The organism is Bacillus sp. PK3-067 (genome assembly GCF_056738645.1).
Genome location: NZ_CP096490.1, coordinates 4,652,325 through 4,677,881 on the forward strand (window position 1 = coordinate 4,652,325; position 25,557 = coordinate 4,677,881).

26 protein-coding genes are annotated in these 25,557 nt (G+C 37.3%); 4 read left to right on the forward strand and 22 right to left on the reverse strand.

Going from position 1 to position 25,557, the window contains the following annotated elements:
- Positions 1–11: 11 nt before the first annotated feature.
- A complete protein-coding gene (locus M1D73_RS23970; protein ID WP_000654729.1) occupies positions 12–1,127 on the forward strand; it encodes an aminopeptidase in 1,116 nt (371 codons plus the stop codon).
- Between the two features lie 39 nt (positions 1,128–1,166).
- Here the strand turns inward: M1D73_RS23970 and M1D73_RS23975 are convergent, their stop codons facing one another.
- The 15 genes from M1D73_RS23975 to M1D73_RS24045 all read right to left on the reverse strand — a co-directional run bounded on the left by M1D73_RS23975 (position 1,167) and on the right by M1D73_RS24045 (position 16,011).
- On the reverse strand, positions 1,167–1,601 hold the full coding sequence (locus M1D73_RS23975) for a hypothetical protein (protein WP_000709855.1): 435 nt from the start codon (positions 1,599–1,601) through the stop codon (positions 1,167–1,169).
- Positions 1,602–1,616: 15 nt separating this feature from the next.
- Positions 1,617–1,799 carry a hypothetical protein gene (locus tag M1D73_RS23980; protein ID WP_000878324.1) on the reverse strand — a complete coding sequence of 61 codons (183 nt, stop codon included), beginning with the start codon at positions 1,797–1,799 and terminating at the stop codon, positions 1,617–1,619.
- Positions 1,796–2,200, reverse strand: a complete 405-nt coding sequence (locus M1D73_RS23985; RefSeq protein ID WP_001010641.1) for a PH domain-containing protein — start codon at positions 2,198–2,200, stop codon at positions 1,796–1,798. The genes M1D73_RS23980 and M1D73_RS23985 overlap by 4 nt, the downstream gene beginning before the upstream one ends.
- Before the next feature lie 76 nt (positions 2,201–2,276).
- The gene (locus M1D73_RS23990) at positions 2,277–2,768 is read right to left on the reverse strand and encodes a GNAT family N-acetyltransferase (RefSeq protein ID WP_001003091.1); all 492 of its coding nucleotides are present in this window, start codon (positions 2,766–2,768) and stop codon (positions 2,277–2,279) included.
- Complete coding sequence (locus M1D73_RS23995) at positions 2,765–3,313, reverse strand: GNAT family N-acetyltransferase (protein WP_000494663.1); 549 nt, start codon at positions 3,311–3,313, stop codon at positions 2,765–2,767. The genes M1D73_RS23990 and M1D73_RS23995 overlap by 4 nt, the downstream gene beginning before the upstream one ends.
- Positions 3,314–3,495: 182 nt before the next feature.
- On the reverse strand, positions 3,496–4,806 hold the full coding sequence (gene murC, locus M1D73_RS24000) for a UDP-N-acetylmuramate--L-alanine ligase (protein ID WP_000219468.1): 1,311 nt from the start codon (positions 4,804–4,806) through the stop codon (positions 3,496–3,498).
- A 252-nt stretch (positions 4,807–5,058) separates the two neighbouring features.
- A complete protein-coding gene (locus M1D73_RS24005) occupies positions 5,059–6,177 on the reverse strand; it encodes a nicotinate phosphoribosyltransferase (protein ID WP_000658370.1) in 1,119 nt (372 codons plus the stop codon).
- 61 nt (positions 6,178–6,238) lie between these two features.
- Positions 6,239–10,288: a DNA translocase FtsK gene (locus M1D73_RS24010; protein ID WP_481157971.1), complete on the reverse strand. Its 4,050-nt coding sequence runs from the start codon at positions 10,286–10,288 to the stop codon at positions 6,239–6,241.
- A gap of 155 nt (positions 10,289–10,443) precedes the next feature.
- Positions 10,444–11,397, reverse strand: a complete 954-nt coding sequence (locus tag M1D73_RS24015; RefSeq protein WP_000874046.1) for an N-acetylmuramoyl-L-alanine amidase — start codon at positions 11,395–11,397, stop codon at positions 10,444–10,446.
- A gap of 40 nt (positions 11,398–11,437) precedes the next feature.
- On the reverse strand, positions 11,438–11,782 hold the full coding sequence (locus tag M1D73_RS24020; RefSeq protein ID WP_000813166.1) for a hypothetical protein: 345 nt from the start codon (positions 11,780–11,782) through the stop codon (positions 11,438–11,440).
- A gap of 311 nt (positions 11,783–12,093) precedes the next feature.
- A complete protein-coding gene (ytpR, locus tag M1D73_RS24025; protein ID WP_001006770.1) occupies positions 12,094–12,708 on the reverse strand; it encodes a YtpR family tRNA-binding protein in 615 nt (204 codons plus the stop codon).
- The gene (locus M1D73_RS24030) at positions 12,705–13,517 is read right to left on the reverse strand and encodes a DUF1444 domain-containing protein (protein WP_002180003.1); all 813 of its coding nucleotides are present in this window, start codon (positions 13,515–13,517) and stop codon (positions 12,705–12,707) included. Before M1D73_RS24030 ends, ytpR begins: the two co-directional genes overlap by 4 nt.
- 79 nt (positions 13,518–13,596) lie before the next feature.
- Positions 13,597–13,911, reverse strand: coding sequence for a thioredoxin family protein (locus M1D73_RS24035; protein WP_000838193.1), 315 nt, complete (start codon positions 13,909–13,911; stop codon positions 13,597–13,599).
- Positions 13,912–13,993: 82 nt separating this feature from the next.
- On the reverse strand, positions 13,994–14,503 hold the full coding sequence (locus tag M1D73_RS24040) for a DUF84 family protein (protein WP_000869940.1): 510 nt from the start codon (positions 14,501–14,503) through the stop codon (positions 13,994–13,996).
- A gap of 434 nt (positions 14,504–14,937) precedes the next feature.
- Positions 14,938–16,011 (reverse strand): M42 family metallopeptidase, encoded by a 1,074-nt coding sequence (locus M1D73_RS24045; protein ID WP_001031514.1) that lies wholly within the window; start codon positions 16,009–16,011, stop codon positions 14,938–14,940.
- A gap of 148 nt (positions 16,012–16,159) precedes the next feature.
- On the opposite strand from M1D73_RS24045, the gene M1D73_RS24050 reads away from it, so the two are divergent.
- Positions 16,160–16,471 carry a PepSY domain-containing protein gene (locus tag M1D73_RS24050; protein WP_000118543.1) on the forward strand — a complete coding sequence of 104 codons (312 nt, stop codon included), beginning with the start codon at positions 16,160–16,162 and terminating at the stop codon, positions 16,469–16,471.
- Positions 16,472–16,628: 157 nt separating this feature from the next.
- Here the strand turns inward: M1D73_RS24050 and M1D73_RS24055 are convergent, their stop codons facing one another.
- Both M1D73_RS24055 and trmB read right to left on the reverse strand, forming a co-directional pair.
- Entirely contained in the window at positions 16,629–17,483 is an 855-nt protein-coding gene (locus M1D73_RS24055; protein ID WP_481157972.1) for a YtnP family quorum-quenching lactonase, read from the reverse strand.
- A 70-nt stretch (positions 17,484–17,553) separates the two neighbouring features.
- Complete coding sequence (gene trmB, locus M1D73_RS24060; RefSeq protein WP_001239385.1) at positions 17,554–18,207, reverse strand: tRNA (guanosine(46)-N7)-methyltransferase TrmB; 654 nt, start codon at positions 18,205–18,207, stop codon at positions 17,554–17,556.
- Positions 18,208–18,435: 228 nt separating this feature from the next.
- On the opposite strand from trmB, the gene M1D73_RS24065 reads away from it, so the two are divergent.
- Positions 18,436–18,714 carry a YtzH-like family protein gene (locus M1D73_RS24065; protein ID WP_001122235.1) on the forward strand — a complete coding sequence of 93 codons (279 nt, stop codon included), beginning with the start codon at positions 18,436–18,438 and terminating at the stop codon, positions 18,712–18,714.
- Positions 18,715–18,717: 3 nt separating this feature from the next.
- Here M1D73_RS24065 and M1D73_RS24070 read toward each other — a convergent pair whose 3' ends face one another.
- The 4 genes from M1D73_RS24070 to pepV form a co-directional block, all read right to left on the reverse strand.
- Positions 18,718–19,515 carry a phosphotransferase family protein gene (locus tag M1D73_RS24070; protein ID WP_001986674.1) on the reverse strand — a complete coding sequence of 266 codons (798 nt, stop codon included), beginning with the start codon at positions 19,513–19,515 and terminating at the stop codon, positions 18,718–18,720.
- A 227-nt stretch (positions 19,516–19,742) separates the two neighbouring features.
- Complete coding sequence (gene pulA / locus M1D73_RS24075; RefSeq protein ID WP_000921751.1) at positions 19,743–21,884, reverse strand: type I pullulanase; 2,142 nt, start codon at positions 21,882–21,884, stop codon at positions 19,743–19,745.
- A gap of 211 nt (positions 21,885–22,095) precedes the next feature.
- Positions 22,096–22,641 carry an RNA 2',3'-cyclic phosphodiesterase gene (gene thpR / locus M1D73_RS24080; RefSeq protein WP_000418986.1) on the reverse strand — a complete coding sequence of 182 codons (546 nt, stop codon included), beginning with the start codon at positions 22,639–22,641 and terminating at the stop codon, positions 22,096–22,098.
- Positions 22,642–22,745: 104 nt separating this feature from the next.
- Complete coding sequence (pepV, locus tag M1D73_RS24085) at positions 22,746–24,152, reverse strand: dipeptidase PepV (RefSeq protein ID WP_001274236.1); 1,407 nt, start codon at positions 24,150–24,152, stop codon at positions 22,746–22,748.
- A gap of 357 nt (positions 24,153–24,509) precedes the next feature.
- Between pepV and M1D73_RS24090 the strand changes: the two genes are divergently transcribed.
- A complete protein-coding gene (locus tag M1D73_RS24090; RefSeq protein WP_000805512.1) occupies positions 24,510–24,731 on the forward strand; it encodes a DeoR family transcriptional regulator in 222 nt (73 codons plus the stop codon).
- An 80-nt stretch (positions 24,732–24,811) separates the two neighbouring features.
- Here M1D73_RS24090 and M1D73_RS24095 read toward each other — a convergent pair whose 3' ends face one another.
- Positions 24,812–25,540 (reverse strand): pseudouridine synthase, encoded by a 729-nt coding sequence (locus M1D73_RS24095; protein WP_001234947.1) that lies wholly within the window; start codon positions 25,538–25,540, stop codon positions 24,812–24,814.
- Positions 25,541–25,557: the final 17 nt, after the last annotated feature.

Below are 25,557 nucleotides of genomic sequence, written 5' to 3' on the forward strand. Positions count from 1 at the left end.
AGGCTTTACATATGAAAGATCCACGTATTGAAAAGTTAGCATACAATTTAATTAACTACTCTATCCGCTTACAAAAAGGTGAAAAAGTATTAATTGAAAACTTTGGCTTACAAAAAGAACTTGTAACTGCACTTGTAAAAGAAGCATATGCAGCTGGTGGTTTCCCATTCGTCTCTTTAAAAGATCATCAAGTAGATCGCTCTTTATTAATGGGTGCTACTGAAGAACATTTCGAACAAATCGCTGCATATGAAGCAAGCGTAATGAAAGACATGGACGCTTATATCGGCCTTCGCTCTGGCGATAATATTAATGAACAAGCTGACGTTCCAAGTGAGCGTATGAAAGTTCATGGCCAAACAGTTGGTAAAAAAGTTCATAGAGACATTCGCGTTCCAAAAACACGCTGGGTTGTTCTTCGCTACCCAAATGCTTCTATGGCACAGCTTGCTAAAATGAGTACAGAAGCTTTCGAAGACTTCTACTTTGAAGTATGTAACTTAGACTACGGTAAAATGGATAAGGCGATGGACAGCCTTGTTACATTAATGAATAAAACAGATAAAGTTCGTTTAACTGGTCCTGGAACTGACTTAACATTCTCTATTAAAGACATTCCAGCAATTAAATGCTCCGGTCATTTAAACATTCCAGACGGTGAAGTATACTCTGCACCAGTTCGTGATTCTGTTAACGGTACAGTTTCTTACAACACACCATCTCCTTACAACGGTTATACATTTGAAAATGTACAACTTAAGTTCGAGAACGGCCAAATCGTTGAAGCAACTGCAAACGATTCAGAACGCATTAACAAAATCTTCGATACAGACGAAGGCGCACGCTACGTTGGTGAGTTCGCAATCGGCGTAAACCCATACATCTTACATCCAATGGGAGACATCCTATTCGATGAAAAAATCGATGGCAGCTTCCACTTCACTCCTGGACAAGCTTACGACGATGCATGGAACGGTAACAACTCGAACATCCATTGGGACTTAGTATGTATCCAACGCCCTGAATACGGCGGCGGCGAAATTTACTTTGACGACGTACTAATCCGTAAAGACGGGCGCTTCGTTGTACCTGAATTAGAAGCTTTAAACCCAGAGAACTTAAAATAATAAAAAAAACGCTCGGGATTTTTCCGAGCGTTTTTTTTATTAATACTTTAATAACTCTTTCGCCACATCTTCTGGCACTTTAAAACTCATTTTCTTATTTTTCATTTCAACTTCGACATAAGGGACATCTTTATATACTGTCATCGTACCAATTTCATGTAACTCTTTTTTATCTTTACTCGAATCCAATAATTTCGGTGTATCCTCTTGATACATTGTAAATGTTTTCCCTTGCGGAGTATCTAAAGGAGCCGATTGCATTTTCCACTTATCCATTTTCATGACTTCAAACAGCTTTTCAATTTTTTTCTTATCGGTAATTACTTTTTTCTCACTTGAATCAGTAAGTGATTCAATTTCAACTTTTTGTGCCTTTTCTAAGTTCATATCAGCCTTTTCCTTCTTCGCACTACACCCTATTAAAAGAAAGGATGCAGTTAACAGAAGTAAAAATAACATAAGGGCTTTTTTCATTTCTAATCCCCCTAACTACATAGTGCTACTTTTCTCACTTTTTGTTTGCTGAAAATGAAAATAATATAAAAGTGCCACTGCAATAGTACTTATTAATATTGGTATATATAAGGGCAAATCCCATTTCATATATACTCTAGTGCAAATAGCAAGCACCAGTAATATTTCTAAGCAAAACAAAGCTTTTACATATTTCATTTCTTACCCACCATTTCTATTTTCACATGTGGATTTTCTTTTTCGATAAGCGCCAAAAATTCATTCATATCTTGCGGCATCGCAACCATATGTACTTTATATGCATTCGTCGTAATTTCAAGAGACTTTCCGACCTGACGTATAATTCTCACATCTTTTAATACAATATCATCATTTAAAATACCGTACTTTAATACGCCATTTTCTACTTTATGTTTTTTAATAAATACTTCCCAAACGAGTGGTACATTTACAATGAAGCATAAACCCATCCCAATCAACGCTGACATCCAATGCGCTTTATTAGTGAAAAGCATGACAATTGGATATATAAACATAAAAACTAACGTAAGGCAAACGAAAATGACTACTGACTTACTTCTTTGAATTGGAAAGTTCATACCTACACCCCCTAATCCAAATTATACCACTATTTCCATTTTAGTTCATAGAAAAAGGCCATTTCTAAATGACCTTTTACACAATGTACCTATAAAATTTCTTATCTACCTGTAGCACCGGAAAGTTTTTCGGCAACTCGTCTATACTCACACTTTGAAAACCATTCTTTTCATAAAAGCGATGCGCCGCTAAAAATTTCACTGTCGTTCCTAAGTAAATATCTTTCAGCTTTTTATTCTCAGCCCATGAAATTGCTGTTTGGAGCAACTTATGTGATGCACCCCACTCTTTTCCGCGAAATTCTTTTTTTACGAACATTTTTCTTAACGCTACTTGATGATTCCCAATATCTAATAAAGCTACTGTTCCAACTACTTTACCATCATAATTTGCTACCCAAAAGTTTCCATGATTCCTTTGATAAAATGTTTCTATTTCAAGCAGGTCTGGCTGCTCTTCTTTCGTAATGGGGACATTGTACTCTTTTTGCTGAATATGAACGATAAGATTTACTACTTCGTCTTGAAATTTACTTTCATACGGAACAATATGAATCTTCTCGTTCATCGAATCTCCTTCCACTCTGAAGCTAATAAACTATATACAGCGATATCGTGGAAGTGATCGTATAGCCATTCTTCATCTCTTAAAACACCGTCTAACTTAAATCCTAAACGTTCTGGGATCGCGCGGCTTTTCACATTTTCAACACCGCATCTAATTTCCATTTTATTTAATTTTAAATTCTCAAATGCATAGTGAAGTACAGCCTTTACGCTACGCGTCATAATGCCTTTCCCGCCAGCATCTTCTGCCAGATAATATCCAAGGCTCGCCACTTTCTTCCCCCAGCTCACTGGATGAATGCCTACCATCCCAACAAGCTTCCCTTTATAACGTATGCCACTTTCAAAACCGTCTCCCTCTGCAAACTTCTTTAACCACATCGGACAAATCTCATCATAAGCATCAGCAGATTTCGTCCCATCTACCCAAGGAAGCCATCTTCTTAAATGGTTACGGTTTTGATTTATTAATTGATATAGTTCCTCTTTATGATGTTTTTCTAGTAATTGTAGTTCGATTTCGTCATCTACTCGGAGTGTGAACATATTTTTTAGTCCCCTTTTTAGTTTTCTTATTATTCTAACATTTATATTTCAAAACGCGTACCAATATATCAACGATTTTTGAAACATATCGAACACAACTCCATATATATCGACGTTTCAACATTAATGCACAACCACGACAACATAAAAAAGACGCACAGCCAAGCTATGCGTCTTTTCTATTATTTCTCTGCAACTTGAACTTCTTTTACGTAAGCCGCTTCGAATTTTTGGATGTCACCTGCGCCCATGAAAATTAGAACGCCGTTTTTATGTTTCTTTAATACATCCGTTGTTGTATCTGTAATTAATTCTGCACCGTCAATACGCTTTTGCAGATCTTCGATTGTTAATTCACCTTTGTTTTCACGTGCTGATCCGAAAATATCACATAAGTATACTTGGTCAGCTTTGCTTAGGCTTTCTGCGAACTCATCTAAGAACTTTTCTGTACGTGAGAATGTATGTGGCTGGAATACAGCGACAATTTCACGCTCTGGATGTTTTTGACGAGCAGCTTCAATCGTTGCATTAATCTCTGTCGGATGGTGTGCGTAGTCATCGATGATTACTTGCTCTCCCATCGGCTTTTCATTAAAGCGACGTTTTACGCCTTCAAAAGTTGTTAATTGATGTTTTACTGCTTCTACATCAACATTTTCATAATGGCAAAGCGCGATTACTGCTAACGCATTTAATACGCTGTGATTGCCGTATCCTGTAATTTTGAACGTATCATAGTACGTGTTACGAACGAATACATCAAATATCGTACCATCTGTTCTCTTTTGAATGTTGCGTGCTTGGAAATCATTATCTTCTCCAAATCCATAGAAAATAACAGGTACTTTCGCTTGAATTTTTTGAAGTTCTTCATCATCTCCACATGCAATAATGCCTTTTTTCACTTGCAATGCCATCTCTTGGAATGCACTGAATACATCATTGATGTCTGCAAAATAATCTGGATGATCAAAATCAATATTCGTCATAATTGCATAGTCTGGATTATAAGACAAGAAATGACGACGATACTCACAAGCTTCAAATACAAAATACTTACTATTTTCTACCCCATGCCCTGTTCCATCTCCAATAAGGTAAGATGTTGGGTGTGCACCTTGCATTACATGGGCTAACAAACCTGTTGTTGATGTTTTTCCGTGTGCACCAGTTACAGCAACACTTGTGTATTGGCTCATCAGGTCACCTAAGAAATGATGGTAACGATGGACTGGGATGTTTAATTCTTTTGCTGCTACGATTTCTTCATGCGTATCAGGAAATGCATTTCCTGCAATAATCACTTGTCCTTCTTCTACATTATTCTTATCAAAAGGAAGGATCGAGATACTACGCTTTTCCAACGCTGTTTGTGTAAAGAAACGCTTTTCATAATCAGACCCTTGAACAGTATGCTTCATATCATGAAGAATTTGCGCTAATGAACTCATTCCTGTTCCTTTAATTCCTACAAAATGGTAAACTGTCATCTTAAAGAACCTCCAACATTTCGAACTAATACAACGGCCTATCTATAAGACAGTATATGAATCTTTTCTTATTTTGGTAATCATCATACATTTTTGATGTAGTGAAGTTATTCTTTCCCTTCACTTATCAGGATAAACTCGTACGTACTTCTTTATATGTCCATAATAAGTCCATTATAGCAAAAAAGAAGCCGCTATACTATGATAACAGAAAAACTGATAGGGTCAATCACCTATCAGTTTTTCTCTCTTTTACATCTCTTCTCTTTTTTCTAATTGAACACGCTCTAAACGTGGGTTTGGACGATATTTACGACCAGCTTTTGCTTCTGGTTTCCCATTTAGTTCTACATTATCACCAGTAAAGCCAATATTCATTTTTAATAAGCTACTTCCTACCCCGTATATGTCAACAGGTACGTTTTGAGCTTCAAATTCACGAATACGCTTCTCATCAAATCCACCAGTTACAACGATGTCTACATGCTGGAATCCTTCTTCATCAAGTGCTTTACGAAGTGCGAATACAAGCGATGGGTTTACACCACGTGGATCGAATGTTCCAAGTACTTCTGGGTGGCGAATAAAGTATTGATCAATCATCGTGCGGGACGTATCTACACGTACACCTTTTAATGTTGATCCAAATTCACGCGCTACGCGAAGTGCATCTGTAATGACATCATTGTTGTAATCAATTAATACAACTAATTCATCTTCTGGGAATTTCTTATGATATGCTTTTGCCGCTTCCACAACATCACCATTAAACATTTGAATTAATGCGTGAGGCATCGTCCCCATACCACTTTTGCCCCACCATTCATTCATCGCATGCGTCGCTTGTGCGCTCATACCTCCGATGTATGCTGCATAACCGTCACCAGCTTGTTGTGTATAATGATCATCACGATCTCCCATGAAAATAACTGGTTTTTCTTTATCTACGCTACGCGCAGCTTGGACAACGTTATATACGTTTGTCGCAACCGATGTACGACGAGCTAAAATCCCATCAATGACACCTTCTAAAAATCCGAAATTTTCATAAGGACCATGAATTGTTAACACTGTTTCAAATGGACTAATTTTATCGCCATCTTTTAAAGAGTTAATTTCAAGTTCCTCAGGATTTTTAGCGAATGTTTGTAGCAATGCAATTACTTCATCCGTTCCGCAAAGAACTGCATTTTCCTTTTGGAAAAATTGCATCGTTACAACACTTTTCGGGCGAAATTCTTCGATGATTTCTCTAGTCTTTAAAAAGTAAACGGCAGAGAACCAACCTTCTCCAACACGTTCGTCAAATTTAAATGTTTTATTTGTTAGTCTATTTATTTCACCTTTTAATTTTAATTCAATTTCTTTCATGTCGCTTTACTCCCTACTTTACTATCCAACATTTTCTCTTAGTATACAGCAAAACCGTTTACTATACATTTGTTTCCTGCATAGCGGCAAATTCATCCTCAGAAATAAGGACATCTCTCGGTTTCGTTCCTCTACCTTCAGAAATAATTCCTTGCGATTCCATCTCTTCAATGAGACGTGCCGCGCGATTATAACCGATGCGGAATTTTCGCTGTACAGAAGATGTGGACGCTCCCCCTTGTTCTACAACAAATTGACATGCATCAAGGAACAATTCGTCTTCCGACTCAGCTTGTTCTGTTTTCGCTAATAAATCCTCTTGCTTAAATAAGTAATTCGGCTTCATTTGCTTTTTCACATGATCAACTGTTTTTTCAATCTCATCATCCGATACGTATACACCTTGTACACGAACTGGTTTAGATGTACCGTTCCCTAAGAATAACATATCACCACGGCCAAGTAATTTCTCCGCGCCCCCAATATCAATAATCGTACGCGAATCAACTTGAGATGATACAGTAAACGCAATACGCGTTGGAATGTTTGACTTAATTAAACCTGTAATAACATCTACAGATGGACGCTGCGTCGCTACTAATAAATGAATACCACAAGCACGTGCTTTTTGCGCAATACGACAAATCGCTTCCTCAACATCACCAGGTGCTACCATCATTAAATCGGCTAACTCGTCAATGACAATAACGATATAAGGTAATGTCTCTCCTGGAATTTCTCGCTCACTTACAATCGTATTGTAGCGAGTTAAATCACGAGCACCTGCGTGTGCAAACAATTCATAACGGCGTTCCATTTCCTCAACTGCCCATTTTAATGCAGCTGTCGCTGCTTTTACATCCGTAATAACAGGTGCTACAAGATGCGGAACAGAATTGTATGGTGCAAGCTCAACCATCTTCGGATCAATTAACATTAACTTCACTTCATGTGGTTTCGCTTTATATAAAATACTCGTTAAAATGGCGTTAATACACACACTTTTACCTGAACCCGTTGCACCCGCAATAAGTCCGTGCGGCATTTTTCGAATATCCGTTACAATTGGGTCCCCTGAAATATCAAGTCCAAGCGCAACAGTAAGCGGTGATTCACTCTTTGTGAATACAGGACTTCTTAAAATTTCGCGAAGAAATACTGGCTTGCTTTCTTTATTTGGAACTTCAATTCCAATTGCACTCTTCCCTGGAATCGGCGCTTCAATACGAATATCTTTCGCAGCTAAACTTAACTTAATATCATCACTTAAGTTTGTAATTTTATTTACTTTCACACCTGGGTCTGGCTGTACTTCAAAACGAGTTACCGCTGGCCCTTGCGATACATTAATAACATGTGCGCCAACGTGAAAATTATTAAACGTTGTATCTAATAATTCTTTCTGCTCCTCTAACCATTCTGTATTATCTAACGCTGATTGCTGTGGAATCGACAACAGCGCTAATGGTGGAACAGTATATGTCGGTGGTGTATGCAATACATTTCGCATATCGTTCTCTCTTTGATTTACAACATATGCTTTCTCTTGTACTTCCGTACTTGAAATTGGCTTTTGTACTTGCTCTACCACTACTTGCTGCATTGGTTGCTCTTCCACTTGTGGTTCTGCTACTACTTGCTGCACTGGGCGTTCTTCCACTTGTGGTTCTGCTACTTGCTGCACTGGGCGCTCTTCCACTTGTGGTTCTACTACCACCTGCTGCACTGGGCGCTCTTCCACTTGTGGTTCTACTACCACCTGCTGCACTGGACGTTCTTCCACTTGTGGTTCTACTACCACCTGCTGCATTGGGTTTTCTTCCACTTGTGGTTCTGCTACTACTTGCTGCACTGGGCGTTCTTCCACTTGTGGTTCTGCTACCTCTTGTTGTACTGGCTTATTCTCTACTCGTACATTAGCAGAAGGCTGCATTGCATTTGCTCTAGCTGCATGTCTTTCCATTAATCGTGTTCTATCTTGTTTCAACATAACAACATTAAATGGTACATGGCGCTTTTTCTCACGTTTTGGTTCTTCTTTTTGTACAACTGGTTGCTCTTCTGCGATTGGTGTTTCTTCTACAACTCGTTGCTCTTCTACGACTGGCGCTTCTTCTACAACTCGTTGCTCTTCTGCGACCTGTGCTTCTTCTACAACTCGTCTATTTTCCTCTGTTTCTGCAATTAAAACATTCGCAAAGCTTTGAACATCTTTCTTCGTTTGTTCATCAGCCTCAGCAACATGTATGAATTCACTCTTTTGTTCAATTGCTTCATCTTCTTGCTGAATTTCCTCAAGTGCTACAAATGTCTCTACTACAGGCGCTTTTGTTTCTGCAATCACTTCTGTTTCTTCTGCTTCCGCAATTACTTCCACTTCTTCCGTTTCCGCAATTACTTCCACTTCTTCTGACTCTTTCGCTTCCGCAATTACTTCCACTTCTTCTAGCTCTTTCGCTTCCGCAATTACTTCCACTTCTTCTGACTCTTCTGTTTCTGCAATTACTTCCACTTCTTCTGACTCTTCTGTTTCTGCAATTACTTCCACTTCTTCTGACTCTTTCGCTTCCGCAATTACTTCCACTTCTTCTGACTCTTTCGCTTCCGCAATTACTTCCACTTCTTCTGACTCTTTCGCTTCCGCAATTACTTCCACTTCTTCTGACTCTTTCGCTTCCGCAATTACTTCCACTTCTTCTGACTCTTTCGCTTCCGCAATTACTTCCACTTCTTCTGACTCTTTCGCTTCCGCAATTACTTCCACTTCTTCTGACTCTTTCGCTTCCGCAATTACTTCCACTTCTTCTGACTCTTTCGCTTCCGCAATTACTTCCACTTCTTCTGACTCTTCTGTTTCTACAATCACTTCTACTTTTTCTGCTTCCGCAATTACTTCCACTTCTTCTGTTTCCATAACTACTTCTTCTGGCTCTTTCGTTTCTGCAATTACTTCCACTTCTTCTTCCACTTCTTCAGGTGCCTCTGTTTCCATAACTACTTCTTCAAGCTCTTCCGTTTCTGCAATTACTTCTACTTTTGACACTTCTTCTGGTATTTCCACAATGATTGTTTCTTCAAGTTTTTCTTCTGCTTTGACAATCACTGATTCTTCTGGAGCTTGCTTTTCTACTTCAATAGTAGGTTGTTTTATTTCTGTATTACGTTTAATTTCTTCTGATAATATTGTATCCTCGTGCTCTACTTTAGAAGCTACTAATTCTTCTTGTAGATTGTTTTCGTTTAACACCACTACATCTTTTTCTAGCTTAGCACTTTCCATCTGCTCAGCTACTGTTTTATGAAGTAATTCATCCGCTGAAACTTCCTGCGGTGTACTCATTTCTTTAATCACTTCTTTTTCTTCTACTAAAGGCACTTGGCGTTCAATTTCATAACCGTTTTTCTCTAGCCATTGATCAACTACTGACTTTTCTTCCTTTTTATTCTCTTCATATTGTTGCTCTCCTTGCTGGTTAGCAGCTCTATGACTAGAAGAAGTTGGTGCTTGTCCTTCTGAGAAATCAGATAATTTATATCCTTTTTTCTCTAACCATGCATCAACGACTGATTTACCCTCTACAGATATTTCAAGATCTTCTCTTTCTTTTACTTCCTCCTGCTTTTCAACCTTTTTCTCTACTGAAGGACGATTATATCCATAAATTGGCGAAATCATTTCTGTTGGACGAAATGGTCTACGGTTACTCTCTTGCGAAGGTGCAGATGCCTTTTTAACGACAGACTCCCGCACCGGTTCATATTGCACTTCCGGTTCTTCATATGTAGAAACAACCTTTTCCACATACGGTCGTCTGCTTCTTTCCACCTTTATTCCTCTTTGGGCAGTCGGTTCTTCATATGCTACTCCTTGAACAGGTTGTTCTTCAAAGCGATTTACTTCGCTTTCATCCTCTTCATCGAACCCATTATCCGGTACTAAAGGAAAACGGCATTTACCTGCATTCCTACTTGCCATTTGTGCTTCTCTTGCTTCAGTGTAGTGGTTTACACGAGGAATTTTCGGCTGACTTTCAATTTGCTTTGGTACTTCTTTATTCATCGCTGTTTGTTCTTCCTCTTTGTTAAACAGCTTTTTCATCCAATCTAACATGCTTACCACTCTTTCTACTAAATAGTAACATCCTTTATTGTATCAGCATTCGGCAAAAAGTGCAGGTAAAATTAAGCATGTCATATTTATCCACAATATTCTAATTTACGAGTGTTTTCATATGGAAAAACGCAGCCTTTCATGTAAGACTGCGTTTAAGCTTTACTCTTCCGATATGCATCTACACTATCCGTTACACTTTGCAATAAAGAATTTACATACTGCGGGTCAGATAATTTTTTGTCTTCTTCATAGTTTGACATAAACCCAAGTTCTAATAACACACCAGGAACCTTTGCCCAATTAAATCCAGAAAGATCATCCCGAAATTTAATTCCATTTACTTTTACTTGCTGGTTCTCCCTCATTTTATTTACAATCATTTGAGAGATTTGAAGACTTTCCGCATAAATCTCTTTCGTATACGGACTTCCTTCTGCCGGCGTCAATACAGCAAACCCACTTTCGTTTGGATTTTCAGAACCATCTGCATGAAGACGTAAAAATAAATTCGCCTTATGATTATTTGCGAATGTCGCCCGTTCTTTATTACTTATATCAACGTCTTGTGATGTTCTCGTCATTAATACTTGTATCCCTTTTGCTTCAAGCTTTTCTTTTAATAAAAAAGCCATTTCTAATACAAGTACAGCCTCTCTCTTTTTCGTCACAACACCTGTTGTACCGTCTGTCACTTTATATTTTTGCGTTGTTGCCCCTGGTCCAATTGGCTCTAAATTTAAATTCGCTTTTTGTTGATGTCCTGGATCAATAACGACGAGAAACTTCTCTTGTTTTTCATTACCCTCTACTTTTTGTTCATTATTTTGCACTGGTTGCTCAGTTGGCTGTACTGGCGTAGTTTCTTCTTTCTTTTCCTCAGATGATACTTCCTCTTGCTTATGTTCTACTTGCTCATTCGTTTGAATTGCTTGTGACTCTTCATTCTTTTCTTGTTCTTGCTGCTTTTCTACCGGTGCGTCTTCTTTGGTATCTTTGTTTTTCTCTTGTATAGAAGATGTAGTTTCTTTTTTCGGCTGCTCTTGTGAACAACCGGCCATATATATTCCAATGAATGCAATCATGCTCATTATTTTTATATACTTCATACTTCTCTCCCATCACTTTGCACCGGATTCAAAGTTTTTCTTATAATTGCCCTATAATCTCATCCATATTTCCAATATAAACTGGCTGCCATTTTTCTGTACCACGTTCTGCAGTATAAACCGGATAAGCGTCATCATCTATATTTACGAAAACTGGATCGCCCATATCCGTTTCATATCCAATTGTAATCCATCCTTCTTGCCACTTTCCGTTTTCTTCACTTATTAATGAATTTTTATGTTTATCGTATCGGTAACCGATTTGTCCTTTTTCTAATTCACTTTCACTAAACACATATATTTCATAAGTACCTAGCTCAATATCTTGCTGTTTTGAAGTTTCAATTCGTTTTAGAAGTTCTGCGATTTTTATTTGTTGTTTCATACGTCTATCCCCTTCTATTTTTCTAAATTTTAACTAGTTTGTTTATAAAATACAATATAGATTTTAAGAAAAAAGGTGACATCCTTATAATATGAATGATTTTTTGAATATATCTGTCAAAACTCTCAATATATCAACAATTTTTCAAATATATCTATCGTAACTCTACATATATCAACGATTTTTCAAATATATCTATCGTAACTCTACATATATCAACGATTCGACACGGAATATCGACTTACCAACAAAAAATGACAAAACAAAAAGAGAGGCTGCCCAAAAGGACAACCTCTCTTTTCTTATATCAATTAAAATTTAAACTCTTGTCCAACTTCAAAGCTATCTTCTAATACAAGAATACCTTTTTCTTGTGGAGCATCTGGAAGCTCTAATTCACGTGCAGAGCAGATCATTCCAGAAGAAGGAACACCGCGAAGTTCTGCTGGTTTAATTAACATACCACTTGGCATTACAGCACCAATTTTTGCAACGACAACTTTTTGTCCTGCATCAACGTTTGGTGCACCACATACGATTTGTAATGTTTCTGTACCGATTTCTACTTTACAGATGTTTAGCTTGTCAGCATTTGGATGCTTTTCTTTTTCAGCTACATAGCCTACAACAAATTTCGGAGAAAGATCTGCTTCTACTGTTTCTTCAAAGCCATTCTTCGCTAAAATTTCGTTGATTTTCTCTACAAGCTCTTTCGTTAATGTAAGGTTGCCTGTTTCTTTTACTTCTAAGTAAGAAGATGCATTAAAGATGTTGAATCCTGCTGTTACATTGCTTTCACGATCATATACGCGTGCAACATCTCCTTTGCGATCAAAAGTACGGTTCTCTAAAGTAATATCTTGTAAGGCAACAATTAAAGTGTCACCAATTCCTTCAAGGTTGTAAAAAACGTTCACTTCGTTCATCCTTTCTCTTTTCCATCTGTCTTCTTCCGATTTTTCGCTAAAATAAAGATTGGTTCAAATTCTCCATCTTCATATACGAATGAAAGTGATGTAATCGGAACATGCCCTTCGGCAAAAAATTTCATTGTCATTTGTGCAATAATATCATAACCGATTTCGTTGACGATATCAGCAATAATTAATACATCTTGGTGAGGAACAGCAACAACCATGTCACCAGAAATCTTTTCACGCATCGATTGTAGTAACGATTCGTTTAAAATACGAGTCGCGTCATACCCATCATTTGTGTTTAAAAAGTAGAATGTATTACCCGCTACTGTGTCTTGTTTAAATTCATAACCTAATGAGCGTGCGTTGAATAATGCCATTTCACGCACTTGCTGTTCTGTAAGTTCTAATTTTTGTAATAGACGCTCATCAATTAGTCGATACGTTTTATTCGAATCTAGCGCGTAGTAAATACGTGTTTCCGCCGTATGATCCGTCATAATAAACGGATTTCCTTCTTCTGCTTGTTTCGGGAAAGAAGTAGAGCGAATAACAGGTAAAATTTTCGCTCCGCTATTTTCTTCTTTATGCATCGCAATTAGCGCTTCTTGTACGTAATAAGCAACTTCTTCAATTGCCTTTTCCTTGTTCACTTCCCATTTTGCCACAACTCCTGGAAGCGATACGTTAATACCTTTTTTGGAGTCTGTTTGTTCAATACGTAAAACTTCTTTCTCACTATCATACTGAAAGTCCCATTCTGGGCGAGATAATTTCTTTATTAACTCATCTTTCATCTTTTTACTTGTCATCTTCATCTCTTTTTTCCTCCCTTCCAAAAAAATAACCTCCCCCGCGAAGGTAGAGGTTGTTTTACAATTCAATTGGCAAATTGCCTTATTTTAAACCTTCAATGAACTCTTCGATTTGTTCTTGTGTTTTACGATCTTTGTTTACATAGCGACCAGTTTCTTCACCTTTATTGTACGCTACAAAGCTCGGAATGCCAAATACGTCTAATTTTACACATAGATCAATAAACTCATCACGATCTACATAGTAAAATGAGAAATCACTATATTTCTCTTCTACTTCTGGCATAAATGGATCTACAAAGCGGCAGTCTGGGCACCATTCTGCTGAGAACATAAAGACTACATTCTCTTCATTTTTTAACTGTTGGAATTGCTCCATGCTTTCTAATGACTTCATCTATATTTCCTCCTCTAACGGGTGCATTTTTCATGTTATAATCTTTCTTTTATACTACCATACATCGCGTACGGTGCAAGGTTTATGCTTGCTTTTTGTCATACTTATATTGCCCAACTAACAACTTAACAACGTGTACAAATAATTCCGTGCGGTCGACATAATCATCTGTAAAAATACCGATAGCACCTTCGTGACTACGAATATCTTTTCGCTGCACAAACTCTTCCATCACTTCGCTTAATTCCTTACCATCTTCAAGAGGTGCTAAAAAATCGTCTGGTAACGTAATACGCGCTCCTCCGGCCACAAATACTTTCCCATCCATTGTTGCTAGCGCGCCCCAGTTACACATAAATAAACCGTGCTCCGTTTTCATTACGCCGCCTTCTAGCCCAATACCAATTGGAGCTTCTCCTTCCTCTAGCGCTCGCTTCGCTCTATTAATCGCTCCTTGCATCGTCTCTTCATCTGAGAAAGGCTGAGCTGATACTCCTGACGGAACAGAAAGAGATGTAATTTCAGCATCTTTCCAAACTTTCTCCACAGCGCCAACCTTCGTTTTATTCTTTGATCCTACTACTACTTTCATTTCGTTCACCTCTATAAAAATTCATCATTCTATTCTAATATCCCTATCAGATACGAATTAAGCATCAACCACTACCACATATCACCAAGTCATCTATTCAGCCTAAAAAAGAAGGTTTTTTCTAACAACATTACCGTCTTCAAAAACAAAAACAGCATTCCTCTCACTTCCTACTTGGAGTCTTCATACATCATTCGAACACCAATTAAGCACTGACCGCTCCCACTCATCGCTGGGTCATCTATTCAGCCTAAAAAAGAAGGTTTTTTCTAGCAACATTACCGTCTTCAAAAACAAAAACAGCCTTCCTCTCTTTTCCTATCTAGGGTCTTAATACACCATTCGAGCACCAATTAGGCACTGACCGCTCCCACTCATGGATGGGTCATCTATTCAAGCTAAAAAAAGAAAGGCTCTTCAGCCCTTCTTCCTCTCTACGCGTTATTCTTAATTGTCTCTAACGTCGTTTTATCTGTTGTTCTTACAAGCTTCGTAATTAATTCTTTCGCCGCTGCATAATCATCAACATGTAAAATTGAAGCATGTGTATGAACGTAGCGCGCACAAACACCAATTACTGCTGATGGGATACCAGAGTTACTTGTATGTACACGGCCCGCATCTGTACCACCTTGTGAAATAAAGTATTGGTACGGAATGTTGTTTGTTTCTGCTGTATCTAAAATGAATTCGCGTATTCCTCTATGTGTTACCATCGTGCGATCGTAAATACGAAGAAGAGCACCTTTTCCTAATTGACCGAACTGTGTTTTGTCACCAGATGCATCGTTTGCTGGACTTGCATCCAGCGCATAGAAAATGTCTGGTTGAATCATATTTGCAGCGGTTTGCGCTCCGCGAAGACCTACTTCTTCTTGTACAGTAGCACCAGAATATAATGTATTTGGTAATGTTTCGTCTTTTAATTCTTTTAACAATTCGATTGCAAGACCACATCCGTAACGGTTGTCCCAAGCTTTCGCCATAATTTTCTTCTCATTTGCCATCGGTGTAAACGGACAGATCGGCACGATTTGTTGTCCTGGTTTTACACCAATTTCAATCGCATCTTCATAACTATCTGCACCTATATCAATTAACATATTTTTTATATCCATCGGTTTTGCACGTTGCGCGTCACTTAATAAATGAGGAGGAATAGAACCAACAACCCCAATAACAGGACCATTCTTCGTCATAACTTGTACACGCTGTGCTAATAAAACTTGGCTCCACCAGCCGCCTAACGTTTGAAAACGAAGCATTCCGTTTTTCGTAATTTGCGTAACCATGAAACCTACTTCATCCATATGACCTGCTACAAGAACACGTGGGCCAGTTTCGTCCCCTTTTTTCAGACCAAATACGCTACCTAAACCGTCTTGTACAATTTCATCCGCATATTTGCTTAATTCTTGTTTCATAAAACGGCGTACATCATGTTCAAAACCTGATGCACCTTGTAATTCTGTTAACGTACGAAATAATTGTAATGTCTCTTTATTCACGAAGTCCCCTTCTTTCAAACCTTAGTAGAATACCTCTTTTATTGTAACGAAATTTTCGAAATGTTTCTAGTTTCTTCTTTTTTAGCTGTATTTGCTTTATAATTATTATCGGTACACTATTTTTATTTTATAGAATTGAGGTGAATATATGAGCTGGAAAGGTTTAGTAGCAGGTCTTGGCGTTGGGTTCGCAGCTGGTTATCTCGTTGCAAACAAAGTACAAGAACAATCCCATATTTCTTCAGAAAAAGCATTGAAAATGGTGAAACAAGCATTAAGTCATAAAGGTGAAATTACTGGCTCTTGGGTACATATGGTTCCAGAGACATTTGAAAAATATGATGTCGCATATGAAGTTTATCGCGGCGGTCTTACAACGATGTTAAATGATATACAAGAACGATTTGAATTTTTAGTTGATGCTAAAACAGGTACTGTTTTAGAGGTTATAGCAGCATAAAACGGAGGGTTCCCATTAGGTGAACCTCTTATTTTTTTGAAATTGCGGGTATTGATTAAAATTATATCAGCGATTTTTAAATATATCGACTTACCGACAAAACCCGACAATAAAAAAGAAGCTGCTCCAATAAATATGATGGAACAACCTCCTATTTTTATGCTTCTATACTCGTTTTCCGTTCTATTTTTTCTACGATATGACCTTCCTCATTCCACTTCACAGCTCGATAATATGCGTCATGGTAAAACGTAAACCATGCCTCTTTTTCAGCACCATACTTCATCCACTTTTGCTTATTTTCAATCGAGGTCATCGGATAATCATCGTATGCCATTACCCATAATACATTTTGATGCGCGTGCGTCGGCAAGAGATCTGCTAAATGTAGCATCGTTTCCCCTTGACTCTCCAAAATGATGACTGCATGTCCATCACTATGCCCACCCGTATGTGCCATCTTGATTTCATCTGTAATTTCTATTTCTTGCTGGAACGTAACAACTTGATCTACAATTGGCTCCCAATTTTCCTTCCAATATGTATTACGTGATCTAATATTTGGACTTCTCATTTCATTCCATTCTGTTTCACTTACGTAAACTTTCGCATTTGGAAATGCCGGTACAAGGTGATCATCTTCCCATTTTGTTAGACCAGATGCATGATCAAAATGAAGATGTGTCACCAAGACGTAGTCGATATCTTCAGGCTTTAATCCTAATTTTTCTAATGATTCATAAACCGATGATTCTTCTGTTACACCTTGATTGCGTTTCATCTTCTCATTCAACTTACCGTTTCCTATCCCGGAATCAATGAGCATATTTCCATCTTTTGTTTGCAAAAGTAACGGATCTGTTCGTAAATAAATATGATTTGTATCATTATGTTTATATTTACGTGACCAAAGTACTTTCGGCACGACTCCAAACATTGCTCCTCCATCTAAATGTGTATTCCCGCCTTTTAACCACGTTACTTTTATATCTCCAATTTGTAACTGTTCCATTACACATCCCCCTTTTTAATTAATCTTAGCATAAAATTCTGATTATTTTAGGTGTAAAAAAACCTACGCATTACTGCATAGGCTCTGTACGATATTTTGCTTCAACTCGGTAAATACGATGACCTTTACTAGAGAATTTCTCTTCGTATTCAGTCATGATGTTACCTTCAAAGTCGCTGTTATGAAGATCTAAGCTTAAGTACGTTAGTAACATACCATACTCAGCCATACTCATAAGAGAATATTCAAATAAACCTTGGTTATCTGTTTTGAAATGAATTTCTCCGCCTTCTACTAACACTTCTTCGTAATTACGTAAAAATGTTTTATACGTTAAACGACGCTTCGTATGACGTTTCTTTGGCCATGGATCTGAGAAGTTTAAATAAACGCGATCAATTTCACCTTTCGCAAAGAAAACTGTTAAATCTTCAGCATCTTTATTAATTAACTTTAAGTTTGGTAATTCTTCTTCAATTAATTTATCAAGTGCATCTACAACAACACTTGTGAATTTTTCAATTCCAATATAATTAATATGTGGATTCGCTTTCGCCATATCATACATGAAGCGGCCACGACCTGTACCTACTTCAATGTGAATTGGTTGTTCGTTTCCAAATACTTCTTTCCAGCTACCAGCGCGCTCCTCTGGGTTTCCGATTACGATATGTGAATATTCATTAATTCGATCCATTGCATACGGTTTATGTCTTAAACGCATAGATGTTTCCCTCTCTTTACATAGCTATTTTAAAGGAATAATTCCTTCTTTCTTTTCTAATCAATCTACCAAACAAAAAACCAAGTACGTACGAGCACTCGGTCCGTTTCTTTCAAGTATAAGATGTACCATTTTGATAAAAACTACATACAGCATTAAACATTCCATGACGAAACAGCTTTTTCTCTTACATTTGAAGAGAAAAACAATCGAAAGGATGATCCGTTCATGCCAATTAATCAACAACATCAATTAGAAGTGCTGAAAGATATTTTAGTCAACCACCAAAGTGATTGCTGCGGGACAGTTTCAGAATGCGAGCAATTAGAGCGCCTCATTCAATCGTTACTCGCAAACGATAATATAAGTAGTGACGCTAAAACAATGCTAAACGATGTATATTCTTATAGTCAATCGGGTAAATCTTCCTCTAATTTGGACAACCATATTTCCAATAATCAAGAACAACTTACTCAGTGGATTGCTGGAATGGACAATTTTTCTTAAGTATCATTCTGAAGCAAGTAGTTGCTGTAAATATTGATGCCAATATTCAGCTTCTGCTTGCTGTTTTTTTGTTGTATGCCATTGAATAGACAAAATCGTTTGTGCTATCACATACCATCTCATACGCCTAAGCAGCGATTCATCCATTTCAATATCATAGTAACCGAGCCACTCACTCCATTCCTGGCGCGGAATGTACCAATATAATAACATACCGAGGTCTAGAGCTGGGTCAGCAATTACAGCTCCATCCCAATCAATTAAAAACAATTCATCTTCATCCGACAATAGCCAGTTGTTATGATTTACATCACAATGGCATACAACGAATTCATTGTATTCAATAGCTTTTAATGAATCCATTAAATATTGAAGGCCTTGCTGAATTGTTTCATCATCCCTTATATCTCCTCTTAAAACGAGTTGCAGTTGTTGTAATAACTCTTGTGCGTGAAGCGGCTGCTTCCCAAGTCTTTGAATCATCTGTACAAGCGCTTTAGAGGAGTGTATTTTCTTCAAAAGTTTCGCAACACGTTCTAGTTTCATATCCTCTGGCTCTAGCTTCTGTCCCGGAAGCCATTTTTGAGCAGAAATTACATCACCATTCGTTACCCTTCTTGTCCAAAGTAATTTTGGAACAATTCCTTCTGCTGACAATACCGCTAAAAAGGGCGATGTATTCCGCTTTAAAAATAACTTCTGTTGTCCGTTTTGCGCAATATATGCATCGCCCGTTACTCCACCAGCCGGTACAAGACTCCACTCTTTTCCTAATAATTGTTCCAACCATTCCATATTCATTACCCGTTAACAAATCCTTATCTTTTATAGTTATGAAAAGAAAAACCGCAACATTTCTACACATGTTGTGGATTCATATATTTTACTGTAAATGAAAAGAAAAATTAGCCTAAGCCAAAAATCCTCTATTTTATTTTACAAAACCTGTCATAGAATGACAACTTATCAAAATCGTCACCTTTGTCAATTCTACATTTATTACATTCTCATCGTCAAGTAGCGATTTGTCACATTATCGTCAATATATACGTGCTAATTGGAGCGAGCTTAAGTTCCTTTCCTCTAAATGAAGAAATTGGCTCTATTTTCGCTTCGTTTTCGTTTACTAACACATGCCACGTTGCTTCTTTCGGAAGTTGCACAGTTTTAGCTTCTAAACCGCTATTAAATAAGACGATAATCTCTTTCCATGGCCCAAACGTTTCTACATGCTCTAGGTGATATGCAAGTACTTCTGTAGATGTTTGTAAAAAAGTCATATGTTTTTTTATAAGGTCTGCGCTTTGTAATCGGAATGCCCCATGCTCTTTACGAATCGCAATTAAACCTTTTATATAGTTAACAGTCTCTATCTCTTTCTCTTTTTGATCCCAATCTAATTGATTGATCTCATCATTTGCATTATAACTATTTTCATTTCCTTTCTTCGTACGATAAAACTCTTGCCCTGCGTGTAAGAAAGGGATGCCTTGTGAAAGAATAACCATTGCGCTCGCTAACAGGTGACGTTTTTTCAAAATCGTTTCTGATTCTTCATTACTGCGCACTAGTTTATCCCACATCGTCATATTATCATGACATTCTACATAGTTAATGCTTTGCGCTGGCTCTAGAAACAGCCCTGTTTCTTTCATACTTAAAAGACTTCCTGCTGCAATATACTGCAAATGATTACAGTCTACATGCCCACCAAATGCAAAACCACGCTTATTTATATGAAATGTACTCCCTTTTATCCCATCACGAAATTGATCATTAAACTGCGCGATATGTGGCATTTTCTTCGCATTATTTAACGTTGCTTTTTCTTTGGCAGGAAGCGGTGTTTGTAAATCCCATCCTTCTCCTAATAACAAAGCATCTCGTTTTATGTTTCGCACTTCTTTTTCTATCATATTCATTGTATCAACATCTAAAATTCCCATTAAGTCGAATCGGAATCCATCGACATTGTATTCAGTAAGCCAATATAAAATAGACTCTACAATGAATTTCCTCATCATTTTCCGTTCAGACGCTATATCATTTCCGACTCCCGTCCCATTAGAAGGCATACCATCTTCACCATGACGAAAATAGTATCCTGGAACAAGCTTTTCAAATGATGATAGCTCTCTTTCATAAACATGATTATAGACAACATCTATAATCACCCTAATACCTTGTTCATGAAATGTTTCAATTAGTTGTTTGCACTCAACTATCCTGTTATACGGATCAGAGGGGTTTGTAGCATAATATCCTGTTGGTGCATTGTAATATAATGGATTATATCCCCAATTATAGGCGGACGAAGGATTCGCCTCATCTACACCACCGAAACAATATAAAGGTAATAGTTCAACATGTGTAACACCTAAATCTTTTATATGAGACAACCCTGTTAATGTCCCATTCCGTCCTGTTGTTCCCTCTTCCATCAATCCTTTATATGTTCCCTTTTGAATTACTCCACTATTTGGATGTATAGTCGCATCACGAATATGCAGTTCATACAATATGGCATCTGTCATTGATTGTAATGTTGGTAATCCCTCTCGTCTTGTTACATTGGTTTTTTCTAAATTGATAACAACACCATGTTTTCCATTTACCGTCACCGACTTTGCATAAGGATCCACAGCTTCGTTCCATATTAAATTAATACAAACAAGAAATGTATAGCGTGCTCCGTCTAAATCACCTTGTAATGTTTGAATCCAAACTCCGTTTTCTCCCCTGTACATTTCATGATCGGTATATTCTTTATCGCTCTTATAAATTCTTACTTTCGCAAGCCTTGCAGTTGGGGCCCATACTTTAAATGTCGTTTCTTCTTTTTGATAAACAGCACCTAAATCTGTACCTTCGTAATAATACTTTTCATCGAAACTTTTTGTTCGAATAACAGCACCTATTTGTAAATCAGTTTCTTCATTCCGTTCATCTCGTACTGTATAATACTTCCCCACATCTAGCGGCTCTTCTATAAAGCACTCATACTTCGTTGCATCTGGAAGCGCAATAGTATGAGCAATCGGTAAATCTTTCACATTACTTCCTTCTTGCAAACGAAATGTCCGACTTGTTCCATACGCATGTGGGAGCAAAATTGTAATTTTATTCATTTCATCTAAATAGGCATCAAATGGACGTTTTACTTTCAACATAAAAAAATCACCATCATTCTCAAAGTTAAAATAAAGTGAAACTTTAATGAGCGAGAAAATTTCTCCATCCTCACTTATTATTAGCCTTCACCAATTAGGCGAGATAAAATGAGCTGCAAATGATAAGGCTTTTCTTATCAACAAGACTCTATACAGTAACTCCATTCTTCTCTATAGTATATTCACCTGCATAAAAAACGTTTTCAACATTCTATTTTTGTAATTTTATTTCAGCAATCGATTTATACTTCGGGGTTTCTTTCACGTGGGATTCGTATAAAGTAATTGTATCTGCTTGAAATGATATTTCAGGCACTTCTTTTATACTTTCTAAACGAAACTTTTCTTCTCCTATCCATTTACGAGCAACGGTAATATGCGGGTGATATGGGCGTGTTTCTAGAGAAAATCCATTTTCTTCACAAATGGCATGTATTTGCTTTTGCAACTGAAACAAATCGTGATTCTCACTTACCTTCGCCCAAAAAATACGAGGCTGATCTTCCCTACCAAACGTTGAAAAACCTTGTAATGTGAACGATAGTTCTTTTGTTTCTGCAATTGTTTTTAATCCATTCTTTATTCCCTCTAATTGTTCCCCCGTTGCACTCCCTAAAAATGAAAGGGTAATATGATAGTCTTCTTTATGTACCCATGAACGAAATTGTAATTCCTCTTGCATATCCTCTTTATAGTTAGACAGCATTTCTTTTATATGATTCGGTAACGTAATTGCGACAAAATAATGCAGTTCCATGTACATCTTCTCCTTCTTTTCTATTGTTGCTTTTCTTTCTTATCTCATTCAGGTAAAAAGAAGCCGCTCTCCAAAATAGAGAGCGGACATTATTTATATATCCATTACTTCGCTAATTCATGAATTGCTTGCGCGTAAATTGCTGTTGCTTTCAATAAGTCTTCAATTTCGATATACTCATCTTTTTGATGCGCAAGTTCTTCTTTTCCAGGGAATAGCGGGCCAAATGCCACACCAGCTTTTAATGAACGAGCATAAGTACCGCCGCCGATTGCTAATAGTTCTGCTTTTTCACCTGTTTGTTCTTCATACACACGTTGTAACGTACGGATTAATACGTGATCTTTATCGACGTGATGTGGGCGAGAATTAGAATAGTCAGCCACTTCAAAACCATGCGTACCAACATATTCTTTCAACTTCACAATTGTTTCTTCAAAGTTAGTTGTAACTGGGTAACGTACGTTTAGCCCTAAGTTACCACCGTTTTCTTTCGTATAAGAAATGCGACCGACATTCACTGTTAACGGACCGCTAATTTCATCTTTGTAAGCAATAGTAGCTTTTTCACCAAAAATATCACCAGTAAATGTTTCTGTTGCAAATGTCGCAAATGCAGTTGCTTTTCCATCAAGTGAAACTGTAGTTAAGAAGTTTGCTAATAATAAACCTGCATTTTCTCCTTTTTCAGGAGTAGATCCGTGCGCTGAAATTCCTTCTATTTGCAACGTCACTGTATTTCCTTCTATAGTCGATTTCCCTATTTTTTTAGCAGTTTGTAAATACTCTTCATATGCTACTGTAAGTGCATTTACATCTTCTCCTGTAATAACTGCTTCTGCAAAATCAGGAACCATATTTAAACGGCGCCCTGAATCAAATGAAACAAGTTCATATGTACCTTTTTTCTCTTCACTACCATTTTGCACAACTTGTATATCAGAAATTCCTTTTTCTGCATTAATAATTGGAAAGTCTGCATCCGGCGCAAAACCAATTGTTGGCATTTCTTCATTTTTAAAGTAGTGATCTACACATTTCCAATTGCTTTCCTCATCTGTTCCTATAATCATACGAACACGTTTTGAAAGAGGTAAGCCTAATTCTTTCACAATTTTCATTGCATAATATGCTGCCATCGTTGGGCCTTTATCGTCAATTGCACCACGTGCAAAAATCTTTCCATCGCGAATATCCGCACTATATGCGGGAGTCGTCCAGCCATCTCCTTCTGGTACAACGTCAACGTGACAAAGAATACCTACTAATTCTTCTCCTTGTCCCATTTCAAGATGACCTGCATATCCTTCTAAATTTTTAGAAGCAAAACCTTCAGCTTCTCCTTTATGTAACATGAAAGATAGAGCTTTTTCTACACCTTCACCGAATGGTGCGCCCTCTTTCGCAGATTCTTCTTCCCATACACTTTTAATTTGTAAAAATTGTTGTGTATCACGAATTAAATCATCTTTTCGTTTTGCAACTTCTTCTGTCCAATTAATCGCTGACATCACGCATCCATCCTTCACTATATTGTTTCTTTCATCATAACAAACAGAAATCTCTTATGCCATACACGAAAACTAAATACCGAACAATTGTAATATTTCAGATATTTCTTATTAGTTTTTCTTTTGTTTTTTCAAAAAAATTTGCAGGAATTTGGCGTTTTACGTAGAATTTTATGTGTTAGTTGACTGACCATATATACAATGTCAACTACCAATATTTTTCTATATGAATATTTGTTAAATTTCTGTAAAATTTAAGTAGATTAAAGCATGAATTTTATCATGTAGAGTACAATGGTAGTAACGACCTTCTTTCCTGAATGGGGTCAAAAAAACTAGTAGAGGAGTGGTTTTCTCTTGAAACCTACAACTACTCGTATGCTAACACGCATTAAATCAATTTATATGTACATCAATGAAAACGGAACGGTAACGACGAAAGACCTTGTAGATGAGTTCGGGATCACACCGCGAACGATACAACGTGATCTAAATGTGTTGCAGTTTAATGAACTCGTGTATAGCCCTTGCCGCGGTAAGTGGACAACAACAGGAAAGAAAGTGAGAATGACCTCATAACGAAAAATAATTGTATGGTAAATAAATACATACCCCTTTCTAATAATTAGAAAGGGGTCTTTTCTGCGCCTATAAAGGTACTACTTTTCAGTATCTACTTGATATGTTTTTAACATTTCTACTTCTTCATCTGTTAGCTCTCGGTATTGTCCAAGTTCTAGTTCTTCATCTAATACTAACGGACCCATCTCTGTTCTCTTTAGGTAGACTACTTTTTTTCCTACCGCTTCAAACATACGCTTCACTTGATGGAATTTCCCTTCCGTAATCACAAGCTCAATTTCAGAAATATCATCGCTTTTCAATATTGTAAGTGCACCTGGCTTTGTTTCATAGCCATCGTCTAAAATAACACCTTTAGCAAATTCTTTTACATCCTCTTCTGTTACTACTCCTGCAACGTGTGCATAATATTTTTTCGGCACATGCTTTTTCGGAGATAATAATTGATGTGATAACTTCCCATCATTTGTTATCAATAAGAAGCCTTCCGTATCGATATCAAGTCGTCCAACTGGGAACGGATCAAAGATTGCATCTTCTAATTCTAATAAATCTATTACTGTTTCATGATTATCATCTTCCGTCGCTGAAATAACACCTTGTGGTTTATGCATCATTAAGTAAACAAATTCTTTGTATTCCACAACTTCACCGTGAATCATAACTTCTTGCTCTTCTACATTTACATGAACTTTCGCATCTTTTACTGGCGTTCCATCAATTTTCACAACGCCATCTTTCAATAATTTCTTTACTTCTTTTCTACTTCCATATCCCATATTTGCTAATAATTTATCTAATCTCACGTTTTTCACCTTCTTTA

Coding starts and splice junctions, on each gene's coding strand:
- M1D73_RS23970 (WP_000654729.1), top strand. CDS start 12: ATGAAAGATCCACGTATTGAAAAGTTAGCATACAATTTAATTAACTAC.
- M1D73_RS23975 (WP_000709855.1), bottom strand. CDS start 1,601: ATGAAAAAAGCCCTTATGTTATTTTTACTTCTGTTAACTGCATCCTTT.
- M1D73_RS23980 (WP_000878324.1), bottom strand. CDS start 1,799: ATGAAATATGTAAAAGCTTTGTTTTGCTTAGAAATATTACTGGTGCTT.
- M1D73_RS23985 (WP_001010641.1), bottom strand. CDS start 2,200: ATGAACTTTCCAATTCAAAGAAGTAAGTCAGTAGTCATTTTCGTTTGC.
- M1D73_RS23990 (WP_001003091.1), bottom strand. CDS start 2,768: ATGAACGAGAAGATTCATATTGTTCCGTATGAAAGTAAATTTCAAGAC.
- M1D73_RS23995 (WP_000494663.1), bottom strand. CDS start 3,313: ATGTTCACACTCCGAGTAGATGACGAAATCGAACTACAATTACTAGAA.
- murC (WP_000219468.1), bottom strand. CDS start 4,806: ATGACAGTTTACCATTTTGTAGGAATTAAAGGAACAGGAATGAGTTCA.
- M1D73_RS24005 (WP_000658370.1), bottom strand. CDS start 6,177: ATGAAAGAAATTGAATTAAAATTAAAAGGTGAAATAAATAGACTAACA.
- M1D73_RS24010 (WP_481157971.1), bottom strand. CDS start 10,288: ATGTTAGATTGGATGAAAAAGCTGTTTAACAAAGAGGAAGAACAAACA.
- M1D73_RS24015 (WP_000874046.1), bottom strand. CDS start 11,397: ATGAAGTATATAAAAATAATGAGCATGATTGCATTCATTGGAATATAT.
- M1D73_RS24020 (WP_000813166.1), bottom strand. CDS start 11,782: ATGAAACAACAAATAAAAATCGCAGAACTTCTAAAACGAATTGAAACT.
- ytpR (WP_001006770.1), bottom strand. CDS start 12,708: ATGAACGAAGTGAACGTTTTTTACAACCTTGAAGGAATTGGTGACACT.
- M1D73_RS24030 (WP_002180003.1), bottom strand. CDS start 13,517: ATGAAGATGACAAGTAAAAAGATGAAAGATGAGTTAATAAAGAAATTA.
- M1D73_RS24035 (WP_000838193.1), bottom strand. CDS start 13,911: ATGAAGTCATTAGAAAGCATGGAGCAATTCCAACAGTTAAAAAATGAA.
- M1D73_RS24040 (WP_000869940.1), bottom strand. CDS start 14,503: ATGAAAGTAGTAGTAGGATCAAAGAATAAAACGAAGGTTGGCGCTGTG.
- M1D73_RS24050 (WP_000118543.1), top strand. CDS start 16,160: ATGAGCTGGAAAGGTTTAGTAGCAGGTCTTGGCGTTGGGTTCGCAGCT.
- M1D73_RS24055 (WP_481157972.1), bottom strand. CDS start 17,483: ATGGAACAGTTACAAATTGGAGATATAAAAGTAACGTGGTTAAAAGGC.
- trmB (WP_001239385.1), bottom strand. CDS start 18,207: ATGCGTTTAAGACATAAACCGTATGCAATGGATCGAATTAATGAATAT.
- M1D73_RS24065 (WP_001122235.1), top strand. CDS start 18,436: ATGCCAATTAATCAACAACATCAATTAGAAGTGCTGAAAGATATTTTA.
- M1D73_RS24070 (WP_001986674.1), bottom strand. CDS start 19,515: ATGAATATGGAATGGTTGGAACAATTATTAGGAAAAGAGTGGAGTCTT.
- pulA (WP_000921751.1), bottom strand. CDS start 21,884: ATGTTGAAAGTAAAACGTCCATTTGATGCCTATTTAGATGAAATGAAT.
- thpR (WP_000418986.1), bottom strand. CDS start 22,641: ATGGAACTGCATTATTTTGTCGCAATTACGTTACCGAATCATATAAAA.
- pepV (WP_001274236.1), bottom strand. CDS start 24,152: ATGTCAGCGATTAATTGGACAGAAGAAGTTGCAAAACGAAAAGATGAT.